18 protein-coding genes are annotated in these 21,702 nt (G+C 49.7%); all 18 read left to right on the plus strand.

Annotated features, from left to right (window positions below):
* The first annotated feature begins 18 nt into the window (after positions 1-18).
* The 18 genes from atpD to IEY53_RS17665 all read left to right on the plus strand — a co-directional run bounded on the left by atpD (position 19) and on the right by IEY53_RS17665 (position 21,626).
* The gene (gene atpD / locus IEY53_RS17580) at positions 19-1,416 is read left to right on the plus strand and encodes a F0F1 ATP synthase subunit beta (protein ID WP_189027191.1); all 1,398 of its coding nucleotides are present in this window, start codon (positions 19-21) and stop codon (positions 1,414-1,416) included.
* Between the two features lie 64 nt (positions 1,417-1,480).
* Positions 1,481-1,897, plus strand: a complete 417-nt coding sequence (locus tag IEY53_RS17585) for a F0F1 ATP synthase subunit epsilon (RefSeq protein ID WP_189027193.1) — start codon at positions 1,481-1,483, stop codon at positions 1,895-1,897.
* Positions 1,898-2,164: 267 nt separating this feature from the next.
* Positions 2,165-2,422, plus strand: a complete 258-nt coding sequence (locus tag IEY53_RS17590) for a DUF1146 family protein (RefSeq protein ID WP_229696209.1) — start codon at positions 2,165-2,167, stop codon at positions 2,420-2,422.
* A 205-nt stretch (positions 2,423-2,627) separates the two neighbouring features.
* Positions 2,628-4,001: a UDP-N-acetylglucosamine 1-carboxyvinyltransferase gene (gene murA / locus IEY53_RS17595; RefSeq protein ID WP_189027195.1), complete on the plus strand. Its 1,374-nt coding sequence runs from the start codon at positions 2,628-2,630 to the stop codon at positions 3,999-4,001.
* A 169-nt stretch (positions 4,002-4,170) separates the two neighbouring features.
* Entirely contained in the window at positions 4,171-5,331 is a 1,161-nt protein-coding gene (gene spoIID, locus IEY53_RS17600) for a stage II sporulation protein D (protein ID WP_189027197.1), read from the plus strand.
* Positions 5,332-5,392: 61 nt separating this feature from the next.
* Positions 5,393-6,139 (plus strand): M23 family metallopeptidase, encoded by a 747-nt coding sequence (locus IEY53_RS17605; RefSeq protein WP_189027199.1) that lies wholly within the window; start codon positions 5,393-5,395, stop codon positions 6,137-6,139.
* A 281-nt stretch (positions 6,140-6,420) separates the two neighbouring features.
* The gene (gene spoIIID / locus IEY53_RS17610; RefSeq protein WP_038597396.1) at positions 6,421-6,708 is read left to right on the plus strand and encodes a sporulation transcriptional regulator SpoIIID; all 288 of its coding nucleotides are present in this window, start codon (positions 6,421-6,423) and stop codon (positions 6,706-6,708) included.
* Positions 6,709-6,836: 128 nt separating this feature from the next.
* On the plus strand, positions 6,837-7,835 hold the full coding sequence (locus IEY53_RS17615) for a rod shape-determining protein (protein WP_189027201.1): 999 nt from the start codon (positions 6,837-6,839) through the stop codon (positions 7,833-7,835).
* A 47-nt stretch (positions 7,836-7,882) separates the two neighbouring features.
* Entirely contained in the window at positions 7,883-8,758 is an 876-nt protein-coding gene (locus IEY53_RS17620) for a flagellar hook-basal body protein (protein WP_189027203.1), read from the plus strand.
* Between the two features lie 11 nt (positions 8,759-8,769).
* Positions 8,770-9,591, plus strand: a complete 822-nt coding sequence (locus IEY53_RS17625; RefSeq protein WP_189027205.1) for a flagellar hook-basal body protein — start codon at positions 8,770-8,772, stop codon at positions 9,589-9,591.
* A gap of 8 nt (positions 9,592-9,599) precedes the next feature.
* Positions 9,600-9,827 carry a DNA-directed RNA polymerase subunit beta gene (locus IEY53_RS17630; protein WP_189027207.1) on the plus strand — a complete coding sequence of 76 codons (228 nt, stop codon included), beginning with the start codon at positions 9,600-9,602 and terminating at the stop codon, positions 9,825-9,827.
* 291 nt (positions 9,828-10,118) lie between these two features.
* The gene (gene fabZ, locus IEY53_RS17635; RefSeq protein WP_189027209.1) at positions 10,119-10,541 is read left to right on the plus strand and encodes a 3-hydroxyacyl-ACP dehydratase FabZ; all 423 of its coding nucleotides are present in this window, start codon (positions 10,119-10,121) and stop codon (positions 10,539-10,541) included.
* 39 nt (positions 10,542-10,580) lie between these two features.
* Positions 10,581-12,299, plus strand: a complete 1,719-nt coding sequence (locus IEY53_RS17640) for a phospho-sugar mutase (RefSeq protein ID WP_189027211.1) — start codon at positions 10,581-10,583, stop codon at positions 12,297-12,299.
* 190 nt (positions 12,300-12,489) lie between these two features.
* Complete coding sequence (locus IEY53_RS17645) at positions 12,490-14,439, plus strand: DUF5693 family protein (protein ID WP_373293880.1); 1,950 nt, start codon at positions 12,490-12,492, stop codon at positions 14,437-14,439.
* A complete protein-coding gene (gene csaB, locus IEY53_RS17650; protein WP_189027214.1) occupies positions 14,415-15,575 on the plus strand; it encodes a polysaccharide pyruvyl transferase CsaB in 1,161 nt (386 codons plus the stop codon). Before IEY53_RS17645 ends, csaB begins: the two co-directional genes overlap by 25 nt.
* Before the next feature lie 6 nt (positions 15,576-15,581).
* The gene (locus IEY53_RS17655) at positions 15,582-16,358 is read left to right on the plus strand and encodes a WecB/TagA/CpsF family glycosyltransferase (protein ID WP_229696210.1); all 777 of its coding nucleotides are present in this window, start codon (positions 15,582-15,584) and stop codon (positions 16,356-16,358) included.
* Between the two features lie 95 nt (positions 16,359-16,453).
* Positions 16,454-17,578, plus strand: coding sequence for a glycosyltransferase family 4 protein (locus IEY53_RS17660; RefSeq protein ID WP_189027216.1), 1,125 nt, complete (start codon positions 16,454-16,456; stop codon positions 17,576-17,578).
* Positions 17,579-17,750: 172 nt separating this feature from the next.
* Positions 17,751-21,626 carry an S-layer homology domain-containing protein gene (locus IEY53_RS17665; RefSeq protein ID WP_189027218.1) on the plus strand — a complete coding sequence of 1,292 codons (3,876 nt, stop codon included), beginning with the start codon at positions 17,751-17,753 and terminating at the stop codon, positions 21,624-21,626.
* The last annotated feature ends 76 nt before the right edge of the window (positions 21,627-21,702 follow it).

The following is a 21,702-nucleotide window of genomic DNA, read 5'->3' on the forward strand; positions in this document are numbered from 1 at the left end:
CGAGGAGGGAAAATTAAGATGAACAAAGGACGCGTTGTAAGCATTATGGGTCCGGTTGTCGATATTGAATTTGAACGCGGCCAGCTGCCCGAGATATTCAACGCAATCAAGATCGAAACCAGCTTGGAGAATGGGCGCAAGATCGATTTGACCCTTGAGGTTTCCAATCATCTCGGGGACAATCTGGTACGTTGTATCGCAATGTCTTCCACAGATGGACTGGTTCGTGGACTGGATGCGCTTGACCAAGGAGGACCCATCTCGGTTCCTGTAGGCGAGGCAACACTGGGCCGGGTATTTAACGTACTGGGCAATCCGATTGATAACGGTGCCGTAGTGGTTGCCGACAGAAACCCGATTCACCGTCTGGCTCCGACCTTTGACGAGCTGTCGACACAAGCGGAAATTCTGGAGACAGGCATTAAAGTTATCGACTTGCTGGCTCCTTACGTTAAAGGCGGCAAAATCGGTCTCTTCGGCGGTGCTGGTGTAGGTAAAACTGTTACCATACAAGAATTGATCCACAACATTGCGCAGGAACACGGCGGGATTTCCGTATTTGCGGGTGTTGGTGAGCGTACTCGTGAAGGGAACGACTTGTACCATGAAATGACGGAGTCCGGGGTTATTCAAAAAACGGCAATGGTATTCGGTCAAATGAACGAGCCGCCGGGCGCCCGTCTTCGTGTAGCTCTGACCGGACTGACCATGGCGGAGTATTTCCGCGATGTGGAAGGCCGCGATACGCTACTCTTTATTGATAACATATTCCGTTTCACCCAAGCGGGTTCTGAAGTATCCGCTTTGCTTGGCCGCATGCCTTCTGCCGTAGGTTATCAGCCTACACTGGCAACGGAAATGGGCCAACTCCAAGAGCGTATCACTTCTACCAAAAAAGGTTCGGTTACCTCGATCCAGGCTATTTACGTGCCGGCGGATGACTATACTGACCCAGCTCCGGCCACGGCATTTGCCCACTTGGATGCTACGACCAACCTGGAACGGAAAATTTCCGAGAAAGGGATCTTTCCGGCAGTTGACCCTCTGGCTTCAAGCTCTCGGATTCTCACGCCTGAAATCGTTGGTGAAGAGCACTACAACGTGGCACAAGGTGTTAAGCAATTGCTTCAGCGTTATACTGAGCTTCAAGATATTATCGCCATCTTGGGCATGGATGAGCTTAGCGAAGAAGACAAAGTGATTGTAGCCCGTGCCCGCAAAGTAGAACGTTTTCTCTCACAATCTCTACACGTAGCAGAGCAATTCACTGGGTTGAAGGGTGCTTATGTTCCGATAAAAGAAACAGTGCGCAGTTTTAAAGAAATACTAGAAGGTAAGCATGATGACCTGCCAGAAGTAGCTTTCCTGTTTGTTGGTACTATTGAAGAAGCGGTTGAGAAAGCGAAAACGCTGTAACCCTGAGCATAGTTAATGCTTTCGATGCGAGCTTTACGATGTAAAGCTTTTAGGAGGAATGGAAGTGAATACCTTTTTGTTGGAAATCGTCACGCCGGAGCGTCTCGTCTACTCGAAACAGGTGAACAGCCTGAGCGTACGCGGAGTCGAGGGCGAACTAGGCATTCTGCCAGGACATATTCCGCTTGTGACTCCACTTCAGGTTGCTCCATTGTCCGTCAAGTCGGACGGTGTTACGGTCTCTATCGCCGTTCATGGCGGCTTCGTTGAAGTGCGCAAAGACAAGGTGACAGTCTTGGCTGAAAGTGCCGAACTGCCAGTAGATATCGATATTGAGCGTGCCGAAGCGGCTAAGGAACGGGCACAGCGCCGTCTGCAGTCCCGGAGCAAACAAGACGATATTGACCACCGCCGTGCGGAACTTGCGCTGCAGCGCGCGGTTACACGGATTAAAGTGTCCACTGGAAAAGGACAACAGTAGCAAATTCAGCGGTCAAGCCTTCGGGCTTGGCCGTTTTTTATGCAAACAAATACAGAATTTACTGCCCTGGACTGCAGTATCCTGGATATGATGGATGGTTAATGGATCTCTGCAAGATCTTTTTTTTGTACATAACGTGACTTCTGGTGATATAATAGGATATTGGGGGCATTTGATTAAAAATTTACAAAAGTACTGGATTCTTTTGCCCTTCGCAAGTATGATATAAGAGTCGATTTCCGAGTAAGGTACACACGGAGGGTTAACATGGAAGAAATGTGGTCCACGCAGTTATTGGGCTCGGTCGGCAACAGCGGTTTAGTCTCCATGGTTGTATCGCTACTCTGCGTTGCATTATCTTGGTGGGCTTTGCAGAACCTTAAGCTCGATTTGTTCATAAGATATCCCAAGAGTCCTCAGGGACGGCTGCTGCATTTGCTGCTGGCTATCGTACTGGGCCATTTCGTGGCGGGATTTCTGCTGGATTATCTGGGCTGGAGCTCACAGATCCGCTACATGTTTTAAGGTACATTGGTTTGGTTATATGTCTCATAGGCCTTAAGTTGCAATTGGGGTTCGCATAATATTTTTCCATTATGTTAACACTGAACTTTGAGGAATGTTCCCGAAAAAGGGGATGTAATGGCGGAATTTGTTATATTTTAGCATCTGACTTTTAACTTTTTAAAATTAAAATTTTAAGAAATAATGGACGCGGAGGGAAACCCAAATGAGCAAATTTATCGTCCGCGGTGGCATCAGATTGACCGGAAGCGTGAAAGTTAGCGGCGCAAAAAATTCCGTACTACCGATCATAGCCGCCTCTCTATTGGCAGAAGAAGGAGTAAGCGTCATTGTTGACGCGCCTCCGCTTGACGATGTGATGACGATCAGCAAAGTGCTGGAATCTCTGGGTGCAGGGGTTACATACCAGAACGATATTATTGAAGTTGATGCCAGAAACATTGCATCCTGCGAAGCACCTTATGAATGGGTACGCAAGATGCGGGCTTCCTTCCTAGTGATGGGGCCATTATTGTCCCGTATGGGACGCACAAGAATTTCCCTGCCTGGCGGGTGTGCCATTGGAACTCGTCCCATTGACCAGCATTTAAAAGGATTCGAAGCACTGGGTGCAGAGATTAGTCTCGGCCAGGGCTATATTGAAGCGAAAAGCAACGGTCGCCTGCGCGGAGCCAAGATTTATTTGGATGTTGCCAGCGTAGGCGCGACCGAAAATATAATGATGGCGGCGGCACTTGCTGAAGGTGTGACTGTCATTGAGAATGCGGCAAAAGAGCCCGAAATCGTAGACTTGGCTAATTATCTGAACGGCATGGGCGGCATTGTCCGCGGTGCGGGAACGGGTGTTATCCGAATCGAAGGCGTTGAACGCCTCCATGGTGTAAGACACAATGTCATTCCTGACCGGATTGAAGCGGGCACTTACATGGCTGCTGCGGCAATCACGAGCGGAGATGTATACGTAGAAGGTGCAATTGCTGACCATCTGGGTCCGGTGATCGCCAAAATGGAAGAGATGGGAGTTACCATCATTCCTGATGAGAACGGTATTCGTGTAATCAGCGACAAGCCACTGAAAGCTGTGGATTTGAAGACTTTGCCGTATCCCGGGTTTCCAACGGATATGCAGTCGCAAATGATGGCGCTGCTGCTGCGTTCGGAAGGAACGAGCGTTGTGACCGAGACGGTCTTCGAGAACCGCTTTATGCATGTCGACGAATTCCATAACATGAACGCGGAAATCAAGATTGAAGGACGATCTGCCATTGTAACCGGCAATGCACAGTTGGTTGGAGCCAAGGTGTGTGCTACGGATCTGCGTGCAGGGGCTGCGCTTATTTTGGCGGGTCTTGTTGCAGAAGGGACTACGGAAGTCAGTGGAACTCACCATATCGATCGGGGATATGTGAATCTTGCCGAGAAGTTGTCGGGCCTCGGTGCAGACATTTGGCGTATTTCGATGGAAGAAGCGGCTGCCAAAGCCGTAAAGGAAGAAACTCTTAAATCCGAAGTTAGACCGGAAACCGCCAAAAGCGAAGAATCCAAACCACGCTTTCAGGTCCAACCGTCCTGGGTATAATATCAACTAATCCGTAAAGAGAGCAGCACGCATGAAGGCGTGCCGCTCTCTTTTTTTTGCGTGCGGAAGGCGGCAGCAGCGACTCTCTTTCTCTCAAATTCTGTTCTAGCAGGTGCCTGAAATTCATATCTATAAGAATCACCGCTGACTTACGGAAGGAGCCATAGAGATGAAAGAGTTAACCCGATTGCGGCGTAAAATGACAAGGCTGCTGCAGCCGCGGCGCGGTACACCCCGCTTAGCGCGGCTTGCGCCTGCCGCCTGGCTGGCCGCGCCTCTTCTGGCTGCGCTGCTGCTGCCGCTGGCCGTCGTGCCGCTGCACCGTGCTGCGGCCCCTTCACAGCCGCCGCCTGCGCTGCCGCTGCGCACAGCGGCGCCGGCAGCGCGGGCCCCGGTGCAAGCCCCGGGCCCCGCGCCGGAAGCGGCTGCGGCAGATGCCCCGCAGCCGAACGTCTCCGTCTATTTGTCGCAGCACGGACAAATTGAGACCCTGCCGCTGGAGGACTACGTCAGCGGCGTGCTGGCGGCCGAGATGCCGCCCAGCTTTGAGCTCGAAGCGCTCAAAGCGCAGGCCGTGGCCGCACGCACGTTCATTGCCCGCCGCCTGCTGGCCGGCGACGCTAGCGGTGTCCCCGTTCCGGGGGCGGATGTGACCGATACGGTAAGCCATCAGGCTTACGTCTCGCAGGACACGCTGGAACGGGAATGGGTGCACGGCGGCAGAAGCGCCGAGCTGGCCAAGCTCCGCCGCGCGGCCCAAGAGACGCGCGGCGTGATTATGACTTATCAAGGGCAGCCGATAACGGCATCCTTTTTTGCCTCCAGCGGAGGGCGCACCGAAAATTCGGAGGAATATTGGAATGCGGCAGTGCCTTATCTGCGCAGTGTAGCCAGTCCCTGGGACTCCAAGATTACGCCTAAGTATGCTGTAACCACCACTTTCAGCCTGTCAGAAATCCAGTCGAAGCTGGGGATAAGGCAGCAGGCCATCCCTGTCTCCAGAGACAGTGTCTCCTCAGGGTCTTCCCGGCTGCCCATTGAACTGCTGTCCCGGACTACCGGACGTAAAGTGAAAGAGATATCGATTGGCGGGCATGTATTCACCGGGCGGGAAGTACGCGAGAAGCTGGGACTGCGATCCAGCCAGTTCACCTGGAAGCGTAAAGGGAATAAGGTTGAAATCACCACCTACGGCAATGGTCACGGTGTAGGCATGAGCCAATGGGGGGCCAACGGAATGGCGATGGAAGGCGGAACGGCTACCCAAATTCTCAAACACTACTATAGCGGAGTTTATTTTACCCAAATCTCAACTCTCCTGAAAAAATAACTTGAAAGATACGTATAAAAGCGCAAAGCCCGGTAACACTGGTTACTGAGGTGATAAACATATGAATGAACAAGACAAAAAACAAACAAACCATGATGAATCTCTCAAAAACAAGCAGGGAGATTCAGGCCAAGCGCCTTCTTCATGGAGCAAAATGTTATCGAAACGCTGGGTGTTCCCGGCAGTCTACACGGCGGCAGCGGCAATTATACTAACCTTGGTGTGGGTCTATCAGGATGCCGGCCAGAAGCCGCTGAACCCCGACACCGCCGCAGTCGTCTCGAAGGAAGCAGGAAGCTCCGCCGGTACAGCCGGTAATGCGAGTGGTGATCCCGCTGCGGTTGAAGTGGTAGCCTCGGCAGAAAGTCTGGTGTGGCCGGTCAGCAATCCCGCTGAAGTTGAAGTCGTGAAGCCTTATTATGATGAGAATGGCACGGAAGAAAATCATGTGGAGGCCATGGTGCAATATAATGACACCTTTGTGCCCAATGTCGGAATTGATATTGCCCGTGCAGACAACAAAGTCTTTGATGTAAAAGCGGCCCTTAGCGGTCAAGTGACTCGAGTAGAAAAAGATGCCACAATCTTCGGTACCATTATCGAGATTACCCATCCGGGCAACCTCAAGACGGTGTACCAAAGTCTGGGTGAGACTCAAGTGAAGCAGGGCGATGAAGTGAAGCAGGGGGACACCCTTGCCACTGCTGGCCGCAGCGAGCTGGAGAAGAATCTTGGAAATCATGTACACTTTGAAGTGTACGAGGATGGTAAGGTCGTTAATCCTTCGGATTTACTTCCGGAGCGTTAATTATAGGATGGGCAAGGGGGCGCAAGCCCCCTTTTTTTGTGCAATCATAAACTATATTTTCCGGCTGCTCATTTAGGGCTTGTATCTGGGGGTGTATCTGCTGATATTGTTTGTATTTCCGGGACTTTCAGCGCTTTGTCATTCCTCAGAAGATCAATGCTTTCTGGGTTGTCCGGCAAATAAAATGAGCCTTCCCCAGCTTGTCAGGTCGTGAAAGCGCGAATATATAGGCCCGCCCCTCATATAATGTACCAAACTATCCACAGTTGGGAGGCGGGAGCGTGCACGATTACATCAAGGAACGTACGATCAAAATCGGACGCTGCATCGTGGAAACCAGGCACACGGTCCGGACCATAGCCAAGGAATTTGGCGTTTCAAAAAGTACGGTGCATAAAGATTTGACCGAGCGTCTGCCGGAGATCAACCCTGATCTGGCCGATCAGGTGAAGCACATTCTCGAATATCACAAATCGATCCGTCATCTTCGGGGGGGAGAAGCCACAAAAATTAAATATAAAAAAACGACGGGAAAGAAACGTGAGGTTGCCGTAGCCGCAAAGCCGTAAAAAATCTTGTTTTTAGCGTTATAAATGCAATTTACTCCATTGTATCCATCCCCTAAAGTATGGTATTTTTAAATTTGGTACTAACATCTGCCAATTATCTAAAATAACACTTTGGGGGCTCTTTCATTATGCTTAGCAAGGATATCGGAATCGATCTCGGCACGGCCAATGTGCTCATTCATGTTAAAGGAAGGGGAGTCGTTCTGGATGAACCTTCCGTGGTCACACTTGAAAGTGATACGAAGAAGGTCCTTGCAGTGGGAGAGCAGGCGCGTCGCATGGTTGGACGTACGCCCGGCAATATTATAACGATTCGTCCGCTAAGGGATGGCGTGATTGCAGATTTTGAAATTACGGAAATGATGCTGAAGTATTTTATTGACCGGGTAGGTGGACGTTCTTGGTACGCAAGGCCCCGCATTCTGATCTGCGCGCCTACGAATATTACCTCTGTAGAACAGAAGTCCATCCGGGAAGCGGCGGAGCGCAGCGGGGCCAAGGAAGTCTTCATGGAAGAAGAACCGAAGGCCGCAGCTATCGGTGCGGGTATGGATATTTATCAACCAAGCGGAAACATGGTCGTCGATATCGGCGGCGGAACAACGGATGTAGCCGTATTGTCCATGGGCGACGTTGTTACCGCCTCCTCGCTTAAAGTTGCAGGGGACAAGTTCGACGATGCCATTTTAAGATATATTAAACAGAAATATAAGCTTTTAATCGGTGAACGAACGGCAGAAGATATAAAAATGAATATTGGGACGGTCCGCCCCGGCGGTATGCAAGCCGAGATGGATATCCGTGGCCGGGATATGGTAAGCGGTCTTCCTCTGACACTGTCGATCACATCGGGAGAAGTCCAGGAAGCGCTTTGGGACCCGGTGTCTTCCATCGTGGCTGCCGCCAAGTCGGTACTGGAGCGTACGCCCCCCGAACTCTCAGCCGACATTATTGACCGCGGGGTTGTTTTGACCGGCGGCGGAGCGCTGCTGAACGGATTGGACGAGCTACTCTCGGAAGAGCTCCACGTTCCTGTATGGGTGGCGGAGGATCCAATGCACTGTGTGGTCAAGGGAACGGGAATGATGCTTGATCATTTGGATAAAGTAGTTAAGAAAAAGTTCTAAACAGCCGATAGTATAAGGTAACAGAGTTTAGGAAGGGGACTGCCTTCATGATTAGAGGTTTATATACGGCTGCTGCCGGAATGGTTACCCAGCAGCGCAGACATGATACAGCCACACAGAACATTGCCAATCTTAATACAACGGGGTACAAGCAGGTGGACAGTGTCAGCCATGCTTTTCCGGATGTGATGATCTCCGCCATGAGCCGTGGGACGACGCAGGCCGTTGGCCGTATCAATACAGGCGTATTCGCCGAACAATCCATTTCCCAATATTTACAGGGGGATTTAATTGAGAGCGGCAAACCTGTGGATTTTGCCTTATCTACCGATTTGCAGGTGCAGGACCCCGTGACCGGAGACAACATCATCTTTGACGGCTCCGGCAAGTCAGTGACTGCTCAAGGAGAGGTGATTTACCGGCCGCAGGCCTTCTTTACTGTTCAGGACAATGAAGGGAATAACTTATATACACGCAACGGCAGCTTTACTATAGATGCGACTGGTCAAGTACTTAGTGCAGGCGGCTTCAAGGTTCTGGATGCAAATGGAAACCCATTGCTCTTGACAGACCCGCAGGACAATCTTAAAGTGGACGGACAGGGCAATTTGCTGGACCCGGCTACTGGACTTCCTTCCGGAACCAGGCTGGGAATCAGTGTAGTCAACAAACCGCAGGAGCTGGTGCGTGACGGGAATGGCGTATTCCATGCCGATGACCTCCAGGCGGCAGATATCCGCTACACCAATGCGAACGATAATATGCAGGTGCATCAGGGTTATCTGGAGAACTCCAATGTAGACCCAACCCTTGTCACCGTGGACCTGAATGCTGCATACCGGGCGTATGAAGCGAATCAGAAGGTTATACAGTTCTATGACAGCAGTCTGCAGAAGGCTGTTACCGAAGTCGGAAGAGTATAGGAGGGTGATTCATGAATAATTCAACGATTGGCGCATCAGTCTCCATGTCCAGTCTCCAGCAGCGGCTGGATATTATTGCCGATAATATTGCGAATGTGAATACAAATGGATACAAACGCAAAGAAGGTTCCTTCGAGGATGTGCTGACCCGGGTGCAGCAGCAATCGGAAGATTATGATCAGCCTGGGCGCAGTACTCCGCTGGGCTTCAATATTGGCTTTGGTGTACGTGTTGCTTCTATTACCAACAGCTGGGAAGAAGGAGCGCTTAAAGAAACGGGCAACCCTACAGATTTGGCGCTTCAAGGAAACGGCTTGTTTGGGGTTCAGGTCAATGGGGCTACTGCTTACACACGTCAAGGCGCTTTCCATTTCACACCTGATCCCGCCAATGCGGCCAACATGGTATTGGTGGATAATACGGGCAATAAGGTGCTTAATTCTAACGGAAATCCGTTGACCGTTCCGGTAGGAGTAAATGCTGCCATTGATGAGTGGGGACGGGTCCTCACGAAGCGGAATGAGAGTGATCCCGTTCAGGTGGCAGGCCGGATTATGATCGTTGAACCTCTGAGCAAAGATACGCTGCAGGCCATGGACGGGAACTTCTATGCACTTTCTGAAGGCGTTACAGCACAGCAGGCTTTTGTGCAGCGGGGAGCAGGGGATGTTCCGGCTGTAGGCGTGCGTTCCGGATGGCTGGAACAATCGAATGTGGATCTCAGCAAGGAAATGACGGAGCTTATGCAGCTCCAGCGTACGTATCAGCTTGCAGCCCGGGCTCTTACATCCAGTGACCAGATGCAGGGTCTGGCCAATACCATGCGCGGGTAGGTGAAAGAATGAGCAGACAGAAACACGATGAACAGGAAGACGATATTCAACCGGTCAAAAAGCGGGGGATATCGAGATGGACCACGATCCAGTGGTTTCTGATCCCCTTGCTGCTTGTTGGTTCTCTGGCGTGCGGTTTGGTCGCCGGTTATGTCATACTCGGCAAAAGCGAATTAAGCGATGTGCTGCGTTTCAGCACCTGGAAGCATGTATATGATCTTGTGTTTGCACCTTAATAGAAGACTGTTTCGGAACTCCCTTGTTGTATAAGGGAGTTTTCTTTTTTATACTGGAAAATGTATAATGATGGGGGGCCTGGGGAAACAAAAAGGGCCCTCTCCGCCATGCTGCCGCGTGCGGTGGAGAAAGCCCCTTATCTCAACCTTCACTTCTGCAGGTGGTGAAGGATAGATATAGTTTTTGCCGAAGCGGCCGGAATTTATGCAAGAAGCGGGAAAGAATAAGTGCAGAACCTGCAGCGCTGCCTTTTTGAAGACGAGGTTACATCCGAAAGGAGTTTTGTTATAATGCTGGATATTAATCAAATTCAAGAAATCATCCCCCATCGGCCTCCATTTCTGCTGGTGGACAAAATTACCGAAATTGAAATGGGCAAACGGGCTGTTGGCATCAAGAATGTTACAGTGAATGAACCTTTCTTTACAGGGCATTTCCCGGGGTTCCCGGTCATGCCGGGCGTATTGATTACAGAAGCGCTTGCCCAGGTTGGAGCAGTAGCCATTCTGGGTGTTGAAGCCAACCGCGGGAAGATCGGCTTCTTGGCCGGATTGGACGGATTCCGATTCCGTGGCCAAGTCGTGCCTGGAGACACGCTGGTGCTGGAAGTGGAGATTACCCGCCTCAAGGGCAGCATCGGAAAAGGACAGGCTACGGCCAAGGTTGAAGGCAAGGTGGTTGCTTCCGGAGAAATAATGTTTGCGCTTAGTTAACACACAAATAAATCATAGATGGAGAAGGAGAGATTTCATATGACTCAATTAAGCCCAAAAGCCGCAGGAACGTTAGCAGTTTGGCTGCAGGACCCTTCTGTTGATGAGAATACAAAGGCTGAGCTGCTTGCTTTGGAGAATGATCCGCAGGAACTGGAGGAACGTTTCTACAGAGATCTGGAATTTGGTACAGGCGGTTTGCGCGGCGTCATTGGTGCGGGAAGCAACCGGATCAACCGTTACACCGTGGGCAGAGCTACGCAGGGATTTGCCAAATATATTCTGGAGCAGCATTCCGGCGAAGGCAGACCCTCGGTCGTTATCGCCCATGATTCCCGCCGTTTCTCACCGGAGTTCACGCTGGAGGCTGCACTTGTACTGGCCGGTAATGGAATTGAGACGCATTTGTTTCCTTCTCTCCGCTCCACTCCCCAGCTGTCCTTCAGTGTCCGCCATTTGAAGGCAACGGGTGGAGTAGTGATTACTGCCAGCCACAACCCGCCTGAATATAACGGTTATAAAGTCTATAATGCACAAGGCGGTCAGCTCGTACCGGATGAGGCGGAGAAGGTAATCTCCTACATACTCCAGGTCGACTCTTTTGATGCAGTCAAACGCCTGTCTCAGGAAGAGGCAGAGCAGCAGGGTCTGCTGCATTGGCTGGGCGAAGAGGCTGATGAGGCATTCACGGATACTGTAGCTGCAGTCAGTGTAGCACGTGAAGAGATTAAGGCTTCGCTTGGCCGTGATTTCAAAATTGTATATACGCCTCTGCACGGTACAGGGAACCAACCGGTCCGCCGGGTGCTGGAGAAGATAGGATTCAGCCAAGTCTTTGTAGTTCCTGAGCAAGAGCAGCCGGATTCTGAATTCTCCACGGTGAAGTCACCCAATCCGGAGGAACGTGAAGCTTTTACCCTTGCTATCAAGCTGGGTGAGGAGCTGAATGCGGATTTGCTGATCGGCACCGATCCCGATGCTGACCGGATGGGGGCTGTAGTCCGCGACAATGAAGGCAAATTTGTGGTCCTGTCCGGCAACCAATCCGGTGCGCTGATGATCCATTACTATTTAAGCCGTCTGCAGGAGCAAGGAAAGCTGCCAAGCAACGGTGCGGTCGTAAAAACCATTGTAACGAGTGAGATGGGGGCAGCTGTTGCCGCTCATTATGGAGCGGCCGTATTTAATACGCTGACCGGATTCAAATATATTGGGGAGAAAATGACCCAGTTTGAGCAGTCGGGCGATTATACGTTCCTGTTCGGCTATGAAGAAAGCTATGGTTACCTGGCTGGCAATTATGCCCGTGACAAGGATGCTGTTCTGGCTGCCATGCTGATTGCTGAAGCGGGGGCTTATTATAAGGCGCAAGGCAAAACATTATATGATGTACTGCAGGAGCTTTACGAGCAATTCGGCTATTTCCTGGAGAGTCTGGAATCCCGCACCCTCAAAGGAAAAGACGGTGTTGCGCAAATTCAGGGAATCATGAATGACTGGCGCAGCAACCCTCCGCAGGAGATTGTGGGTTCAGCCGTCACCGAGGTGCTGGATTATTCACTGGGTCTGAGTGGATTGCCCAAGGAGAATGTATTGAAGTATTTGCTGGCTGACGGATCGTGGTTCTGCTTGCGTCCTTCCGGGACTGAGCCGAAGATTAAGGTGTATTTTGCGGTGCGCGGCGAATCGCTGGAGAATGCACGTGACAAAGTAGCTGCGCTCTCGCAGCAAGTTATGGCCCGTGTAGACGGCAACTAATTTAAGAGCATAAGTGTTCTTTCCTTAAACGAAAGTCCGGTGATGCCGGACTATCGTTATTTTTGCGGAAGAAGGCTTTGAAGTGAAAGAGGAGGCACAGGTTGTGCAGCAAAAATGGCAGCGTTGGAACACTTCATCCCGAAAATGGCTATGGATTATAGTCGTAGTGGGCCTCATTGCGGCCCTGCCGGTGGTTTATGACCGCTTGCAGACGGAGAAGACATCCAAAACAGTAGAAATTGTATTTGATTATCGCGACTTGGTGGATGCCGCGAGTTATCGCGTAAATCCACAGGCTTACATCTCTGAGCAACTGGACCGTTTGCAGGAAGCCGGTGTGCAGAGTATGGCCATTTATGAGAATACGCTCGAGGATTACCGCAAGGCACGCCGGTTGATGATCTGGGGAGCGGCGGATGCTGCCAATCTTACAAATACGGTTATTCCGGCAGATGAGAACTTTACCTATGTGCTTTTCACGAATGCGGAGAACCATGCCGCCTTGGCTCCTATTATCAGTGAAGCTTTTGGCAACCTTGGGATCAGTACGAGGGATTGGAGCTTTCGGGGGCAGCAAGGTCTGATTATTGAGACTCCTCTGGAAGACGCTACCCTTAAGCCTTTGCAGCCAGATCCGATTACGCTTCAAATGCTGCATGATAAAGGGTTCCATATCGTGCCCCGTCTGGTCGATTCACTTCCGTACAATGAGGAGGCTGTGAAAAGGCTCCTGGACCGTTATGAAGAGCTCGGCGTCAAACGGATTCTTTTTGAAGGGGAGACTGTCAAGGGTTTCAACGATAACGAAGAGATGGAGAGCTTGTCCGCCTTTGCGGGCCTGCTTAAAGTACGCGGGATTGGAATTGCCGCAATAGAGAATATTAAAAAACAGCAGAAGGGCTTCAATACGCTTGCTTACCTGCTGGATTACAATGTAACACGGCTGTACTCTCTGAGCGAAGGGGATTCCTCTCTAAAGCCTGAGAAAATTACCGACAAATTCGCACTTGCCACAAAAGACCGCAATATTCGGATGCTGTACCTGAATACAGCTCCTGCACGTGATACCAAGAAGGCGCAAATTACGGACACATTGGACAATCTGGTGACTACTCTAAGTGAGCCTGGCGGTGCGGTGGAGAGGATTAAAGAGAATGGCTTTACCTTGGGACAAGCTACTGCGTCTGAGGTTGCAGAATCATCTTTCCAGCGTTACTTCAAGTTAATTGCCGTAATCGGTGCATTAGCTCTGGTAGCTTTGATGATCTCTTACTTCATACCATGGCTGACACTCCCGTCTTTTGGATTGGGGCTGCTTGGTGGGGCGGGGCTGATTGTATTAAAGCCTGCATTGTTTGAACAAGCGCTTGCCTTAGCCGTATCGATTAGCGCCCCTACGGTAGCCATGGTATTGGCGATTCGCAAAATCAATGAAATGGGACCCCCGCTGCGCGGTACTGCACAGACGCATCCCTTGATGAGCGTACAGCGCAGGCTTACGCATAGTCTTGTACTCTATTTTAGAACTGCGCTGATCTCCCTGAGCGCTGTTCCATTTATGATTGCTCTGCTGAACAATATTACGTATGCTCTTGTATTGGACCAGTTCAGAGGCGTAAGTCTGCTTCATATGGCGCCTATTGGGCTTACAGCTCTGTATGTGTTGCTCTACCGCGGAGATTTTGTCTTTAATAAGACCGGCAAGCTCCTGCGCACACCGATTACTTTTGCAATGGTTATTGCTGCAGGGATAGTCGGAATTGTGGGGATGTATTACATGAGCCGGACAGGCAATGCTGGTACAGCCACTTCGCTGGAGCTTACGGTGCGGACTTTCCTTGAGAATACATTTGGTGTTCGGCCCCGCTACAAGGAGTTTTTGTTTGCCCATCCGCTCTTTTTACTTGGTGCGTTCATGGCGTTTAGATACCGGAGTGCAGCCTTTATCCTGATTATCGGGGTGATAGGACAACTGTCGATGGTGGATACCTTCGCACATATTCATTCCCCGGTTCTGATCTCGCTGGTGCGTGGCATTCTCGGTCTGGGACTGGGTCTGATTCTTGGGCTTTTGGCCATCTTTGTTTGGCAAATTGCAGAAGGGTGTTGGAAACGATGGTCGCCACTCCTCAGACGATAATCATCTCCGGATACTACGGGTTCCGCAACAGCGGAGATGAAGCGGTGCTGCAATCCATTCTGATTGCCCTGCGGGAGCATGCCGGGGTTGCAGGGCTGGCGCTTGAACCTGTAGTATTATCCATTGATCCGGAATGGACGACAGCAACCTATGGGGTTAAGGCTGTACACCGGATGAAGCTGGGCGAGGTGCGGAAGGCCATTGCTCAGAGCGCAGGCCTGATTAGCGGCGGAGGCAGTCTGCTCCAGGATGTGACCAGCGGCAAGACCATTCCTTACTATTTAGGGATTCTCAAGCTCGCCCAATGGCTGGGCAAGCCGACCTTTATTTATGCCCAAGGCATTGGCCCGGTGAACCGTAAGTTTTTTCACCCAATGATTAAATCGATTTTCCGCAAATGTGCTTATATCTCAGTTAGGGATGAGCAATCACGCCAGTTACTGCAAGCTATGGGTTTACAGGGCGAGGGCATAGAAGTTGTGCCTGATCCGGTAATGGGCTTGACCTTGGCCGGAACTTCCGGCTTGGCTGATACCGGGACAGGCAGCGCTCAGGCAGCCGGCAGACTTCAGAAAGATGAAGGACAGTTTACCATCGGGATTTCGGTTAGGTACTGGGAATCCAGCCGCCGGGAACTGGATGCAATCGCCGATGGACTGCTCCAGGCCTGTGCAGCAGAATCGCTACATCTGCGGTTTTTACCGTTTCACCATCCCTCTGATAATGAAGCTTCACGATATGTTATAGAACGTCTGGAAGGGAAAGCTGCACAGGGAACCACAATCAGCTTATGTGAAGATGCCCTTCATCCACAACAGATGCTGCAGGAAGTAGCGGATTGCGATGTGCTGATCGGTATGCGTCTTCACAGCCTGATTTATGCCGCAGGCAGAAGAGTGCCGCTGCTCGGTGTCTCCTACGATCCCAAAATCGACCACTTTCTGGCACGGCTTCATTGCCGTCCCATTGGTGCGACTGCAACACTTAAGGGCAGTGAAGTAACCACTGAAGTACTGCATCTGTTGCGCGAAGGACAAGCTTGGAGAAATGAAAGAGAGCCGTATATCTCCGCCCTTGTTGAAGAGGCAGGAGCTCCGGCAAGGCATATTGTTGAATATTTACGCCACAAAGGGTGATTAAAAGTGAAAGCAGACAGTAAGATTCCGACAATTCCGATCTTTGGGATAAGAGTATCCAAAATTGATATGGCAGCGACAGTGGATTATCTGACAGAGGCTGTTGTGACAAGGGAACCTCATCAGGTTATCACTGCCAATCCCATTATGGTTATGGCGGCTCTGAATGATCCGGCCTACATGAACATCATGAAATCGGCAGAGCTGGTTGTTCCGGACGGCACCGGGGTTGTATGGGCGGCCAAATATTGCAATGAGCCTGTTGTTGAGCGTGTTGCAGGATTTGACCTGTTACATGAATTGCTTCGCCAGGGAGAAAGATATCAATGGAGGATATATCTTCTGGGTTCTACGCCAGAGGTGATTCAAGAAACGGCGAAGAGGTTACAATTGCAATATCCGGGGGTGACCATCGCCGGCTATCGTGACGGGTTCTTCGGTCCGGAAGCCGATGAAGAAGTCATTCGCGAGATTGTTTCCAAACAGCCAGACCTGCTGTTTGTGGCCCGGGGAGCGGACAGCCAGGAGCCGTGGATCGGCAAATATAAGACGCGGCTTGGGATTCCGGTTATGATGGGGGTCGGCGGAAGTTTTGATATTATCTCCGGCAAAAGCCGCCGTGCGCCCAAAGCCTTCCAAAAATTGAGGCTGGAATGGATGTACCGCCTCCTTAAGGAACCTACACGCTACAAAAGAATGCTTGCGCTGCCGAAATTCGTATTAAAAGTGGTGCGTGAGAAAGATAATGTAACAAAAGTTGAACAAAATGCGGGAATTCACTGAAAAAATGCGGGGAACAGCCTAAATAAGGAATTGGAATTTGTTTTTGGAACAGCGTATAATTCAATGCGGTAGAGAAATGGAGGGCGACTTTTCAAATGTTAATTATATACATCGCCGGATTTATTGTATGCATGGGACTTGCGCTGTGCCTTACGCCTTTGGTGAAGAAATTCGCCATTAAGATCGGAGCCACAGATGTGCCGAATGCCCGCAAAGTGCATACGACGATTATGCCCCGCCTTGGCGGACTGGGAATCTTTCTGGCGTTTGTGTTAGGCCTGCTTGCCGTATTGCCGATCATTCCTTATGACTTTACACCGCGGGAGATCAACTTCATCAGAGCGCTGCTCAGTGGCGGTGGCCTGATCGTTCTGCTTGGTGGGCTGGATGACCGCTTTGAACTGTCAGCAAAAGTGAAGCTGTTGGGTCAAATTGCCGCAGCCTGTATCGTGGTTTTTGGATTTGATATTACTGTTGATTTTGTGAATATTCCATTTAATAATACGTATTCCTCGCTCGAGAGCTGGATTGCAGTTCCGCTTACGATCTTCTGGATTGTAGGGGTTACGAATGCCGTGAATCTGATCGACGGTCTGGACGGGCTGGCGGCTGGAGTTTCAGGGATTGCAATTGCGACTATAGCGGCGATGGCTTTCCTGATGGGCAATGTTATGGTTGCTCTGCTGTGCCTGCTGCTTCTGGGCAGCATTGTGGGTTTTCTGTTCTTTAACTTCCATCCGGCCAAAATCTTTATGGGTGATGCGGGTTCGCTTTTCCTGGGTTTTTGCTTGGCCATGCTTGCGCTGCTTGGCTTCAAACAGATTGCGGTCGTATCGTTTATCACACCGTTGTTAATTATCGGCGTGCCCTTATCGGACACCTTCTTCGCCATTGTGCGGCGCAAGCTGCAGAAGAAGCCGATTTTTGCACCGGATAAGGGACATTTACATCACTGCCTAAGAGAACTTGGTTTCAGCCACCGTCAGACTGTGCTTATCATTTATGGGATTGCTACATTTTTTGGGATCCTGGCTGTTATTCAATCTTCTGCCGCGCTGTTTGAAGCGAACTGGGTCACCTTCGTGGTCATCTGCGTTATGCTCTTTTTCCTGCAGATCGGCGCTGAGGTCACTGGCCTGATTGGCAAAACCAAACGCCCGTTGATTAACTTCTTCTTAAGACTGCGTATGAAGGCCAATCCGGAGCGGGGTTCTAAATAATAACCGTAATATTAAATTGAGGTATCATTCTTGTAATATATTCCTGAACTAACAAAACTCATCCGATTTCGGATGAGTTTTTTGCTGTTTTCCTAAAAATTTGCTATGTATTGGCCGATAAAGAGAAAAGTGAAGGTTTACGAGAACCTATAATCAAAGGAGAGATACAAACATGCATCGCTTTAAGAGACCTATCGTATGGCTGCTGCTGGCGGCCCTGCTCGTTTCCATGTTCCCAGGCAGGTTTTCCCCTACTGCGGAAGCTGCTGGCGCAGTCTCCACCACTTATTTCAGTCCGGATGATCTCACATTGCGGAGCACGGTTGCTTTGAGTCAGGACAGTAACGCTGCTCCAGACATGATTAGTCGGGAAAGCGTATATAAGACAAGTAATCAGTCCATTAATATTACAGGTACCTACTCTCAGGTAACAGCTTCAACTATGAAAGTTACTGTGGAGCAGCTGACTAAGGATACCACTACCAACAAGTGGAAAACAGATCCTACACGTATTACTACAGGTACTGTCACTACGGATGCCAATAGCCCGGACAACCGCTTCACAACAAGCGGAGTCGTTCTATACACCGGATTCAACAAAATCACCTTCTCCGGGATGCAGGGGAACTTGCAGCGTTCTGAATCTTTTTATGTACTATATGATAAAGTTCCCTTCGTGACCTCCCTGCAGGTGCTGGGTGGCCCGGCTGCATTGAATCTGAATGAAGGCACACAAGTGGTAGTGCCTGTAAATTCGATTACTATTCAAGGTAAAGTGGCGAACGCTACCAAGGTTAGTGTTTCGGTCAACGATGGTTCGGTTCTGCAGACTTCATTACTGGAGGATGGAACATTTTTTACACCGGCTCTAACAATCACTCCCGGCCTTAGTAAAATTAAAATCGTCGTCCAAAATGCTTCCGATTCCATTAACATTGAGCGGTCCATTTACTTTTTTGATAAAGACCAGCCCTTCGCGGAAATGAACCTGGTTCATGCTGGCGTAAACTATAACATCCTGAACAACATTCCTACATTAACTGCAGCTGCAACAACAGCCAGTTTCTCCGGGCAGATTCTGGTGCCTTATAATTCCGGTGTTTTTAAGGATACTGCCAAGCTAACGATCAATAAGGGAACTACCGGTGCAGTTCCGGTTACCGGATTAACCACGACCGAAGAAATGATTATTCCGGGTCCCGATGGTGTAACGCCAGCCTACAAACTGGTGAAATTCTCAACAAGTGCAGACCTGGCAATTACTACAGGCACCAATGACTTCACTCTGGCCGTAGATTATGGAACCTACAGCACCTCCAAGGTTTATTCCTATAAGTATCTGCAAGGTGAAACAGTAATCACGGATATGTTCTATCTGCCGGGGTATACCGGGGGAGCTACAACGAATATCTCCAAGCTGCCTTTGAGCGGGCAACAGATGGAAGCCGATAACTTCTACATTATGTTGAAGACCAATACACCACCGGCTGATCCTGCAAAGCTGGTTGCGAACTACCTGCCTTTGAGCAACAAGCCACTGGCTATAGCACCTAAGGGTTCAGGGTCAGGCACCAACGAATACATTTATCAAATTACCGGTTTTTCGAATGGACAACAAAAGGTGCAGTTTAAATTTGACGGTTCGCAATCCTTTTTTAATGCCGACATTTCCTATGTATCCAAGAATTATATCTATGTAAGCAATATTCAGGATGGTCAGACCTATGAATTTGATTCCAGCAGCACCAAAAGCCTGACATTCTCGGGTGAATATATCGGCTTTGAGAATATCAGCAGTTCGCAAGTGCAAATTAACGGTACCGATAGTAATTCAATACCGAATGCACCATTTGTATTTAATATTACCAAAGCAGTGCCTACATTTAGTTTCACTTTAGCCATCACTCAAGAGGGCCCCTTAGTCTATGGTGAGAACAAGATTGTATTTACGGGTATCTCGATGGATAGCGCAGGGAACAAACGGACAATTACCAAAGAACTCAAAATTTATATTGTAGATACGAATGTATCCAACCTGAGTCAATTCCATCCCGCTTTGGGGGCTGGACGTACACCTTTTGCCACAAACTCTCTATCTAATGAAGGGGAACGCAACAAAATTCTGGCTTTGCCATCCGAGTTCACCTTCAAAGATGAGAAGTATACAACGAATCAAGAGCAGTATGACCTGGTGCTGCGCGGAGGTGGAGCCTCCACTCTGAATTTGTACCAAGGCTCCGAACTGATATTTAGTTCAGCAGGCAAAACGGGGTTACTGTCCGATGATGCATCGACGGATATCTTGGTTGGACCGGTACAAGACACCGCCAACAGCCTAAAGTATTATGACTATATTGGTACAGGCAAGGACTTCCTCCTGCGGATCCGTGATTTTAAATTTGACGCTCCGGGCAGTCATGTGTATACGCTGGAACTGATCAACAAAACAGGAGCAAGAACAACACAACGGCTGGAAGTTGTACGTGAAGTCTCACCTTTCCGTGTATTATCTCCAATTGCTACTGTAGGCGACCAAATTGTAGTCAATAAGAACTTTGTCCGTTTTGATATCGAAGCGGAAGGTGCAACCAAAGTCATGATCGACAAATTTGAAGCACAGCCGCGTACGGATCTGCCGAACCGCTTCACTTACGATTATGTGGGCTTAAAGCCGGACAAAGCAACAACGATCAAGATTCAAGTCGTACGTGCAAATGCCACGCTTAACGATACTGTAACTGTCTACTATGCCAGTGCAGTTCAGACAGATACACAGTACATGGCTGAGAAAGTGGCGAACAAATATACTGTCTTTAACAAAGGCCTTCAACTGGTATTTCCAAAAGGAACGGTAATGAAGGGCTTTACGAGCTCAGGAGCGGCCAAATTCTATCCGGAAACTAAGCTGCTGTTCGGCATCGCAGATCCGGTGGACGGGGTAGTGGAGCGCGTGAACGATTACGGAAATATTATCAATGTGAGTGCTGCGGATTCCAGAACGCCGGAAGGCAAAAGTCCACTGGTCATTCCGCAAGAACTGGTTCTGCGGTTTACTTCAACAGCATCCACCAATAACTTCTCGCGTGTTTCGGATATTTTCTGGATTAATGGGGGGCTTGGAGAGGTAGGTTCCAAAGGAACAGCAAATTATATACCGGCTACCAACGGGATCGCACCTTATTCTATAGAAGGATATTTCACACAATACAGCCAAGCACGCAAAATCATTCCTTCGCAACGCGGTGAACTGACCCTCAACTTCAGCCCAAGTGTAGTAGATGAAGTGGGTTCAACCGTTACGGTATTCCGCTACAGCGAGTCCGGGAAATGGGAGAATGTGGGTGGCGAGGTAGATACCAAGAAACACACGGTTACTGTACCGTTTGATGAATTCGGTTATTATACAGTAATGAAGATGCGTCGTGGCTTTACGGATATCACGAACCATCCTTGGGCGAGAAATGTATTGAATGGTTTGTACTCCAAAGGCATCATGACCAATCTCCGTGCAGACGCATTTGGCGCGGATGACACTACAACACGCGGTGAATTCGCTACTCTGCTGGTAAAAGGCCTTAATATTCCTTTAAGCTACAACACGAATCAGCAGACATTCTTTGATATCGTACCTGAGGCAGTCTCCACGACATGGGATTTCAAACATATCGAGACTGCAGCAAGAGCGGGGATTGTAACCGGGCTAAGTGATGGTTTCTTTGGACCGGATCAGCCGCTGACGCGTGAACAGGCAGCTGTAATGATTGCCAGAGCGCTTAAACTCAAAATGGCTACAAATGACACCAAGCTGCTTACAAGCCTCAGTAAATCCTTTGTAGACAGCGGCAGTATGGACTTCTATTCCCGTCCTGCGATCGAAGCTGTCTCCAAGGCCAAGATTATGGAAGGCAACGCAGTTACCGTAACAGGCCAGTCCAAACCGGTCTACAACTTCAATCCAAAAGGCAAGCTGACCAGAGCAGAGGCCGGGAAAATTGCGGTTGCTCTTTTGAAGAAAAGCACCGACATCTTCCCTAAAACGTTTAATTAGAGCAGTGATGAAGGCCTGCCCTGCGAGAACTGTTCGCAGGGCAGGCCTTTTTATGTAATTTTAATTACATACCAGG

The organism is Paenibacillus albidus (assembly GCF_014644435.1).
GTDB lineage: Bacteria > Bacillota > Bacilli > Paenibacillales > Paenibacillaceae > Paenibacillus_AQ > Paenibacillus_AQ albidus.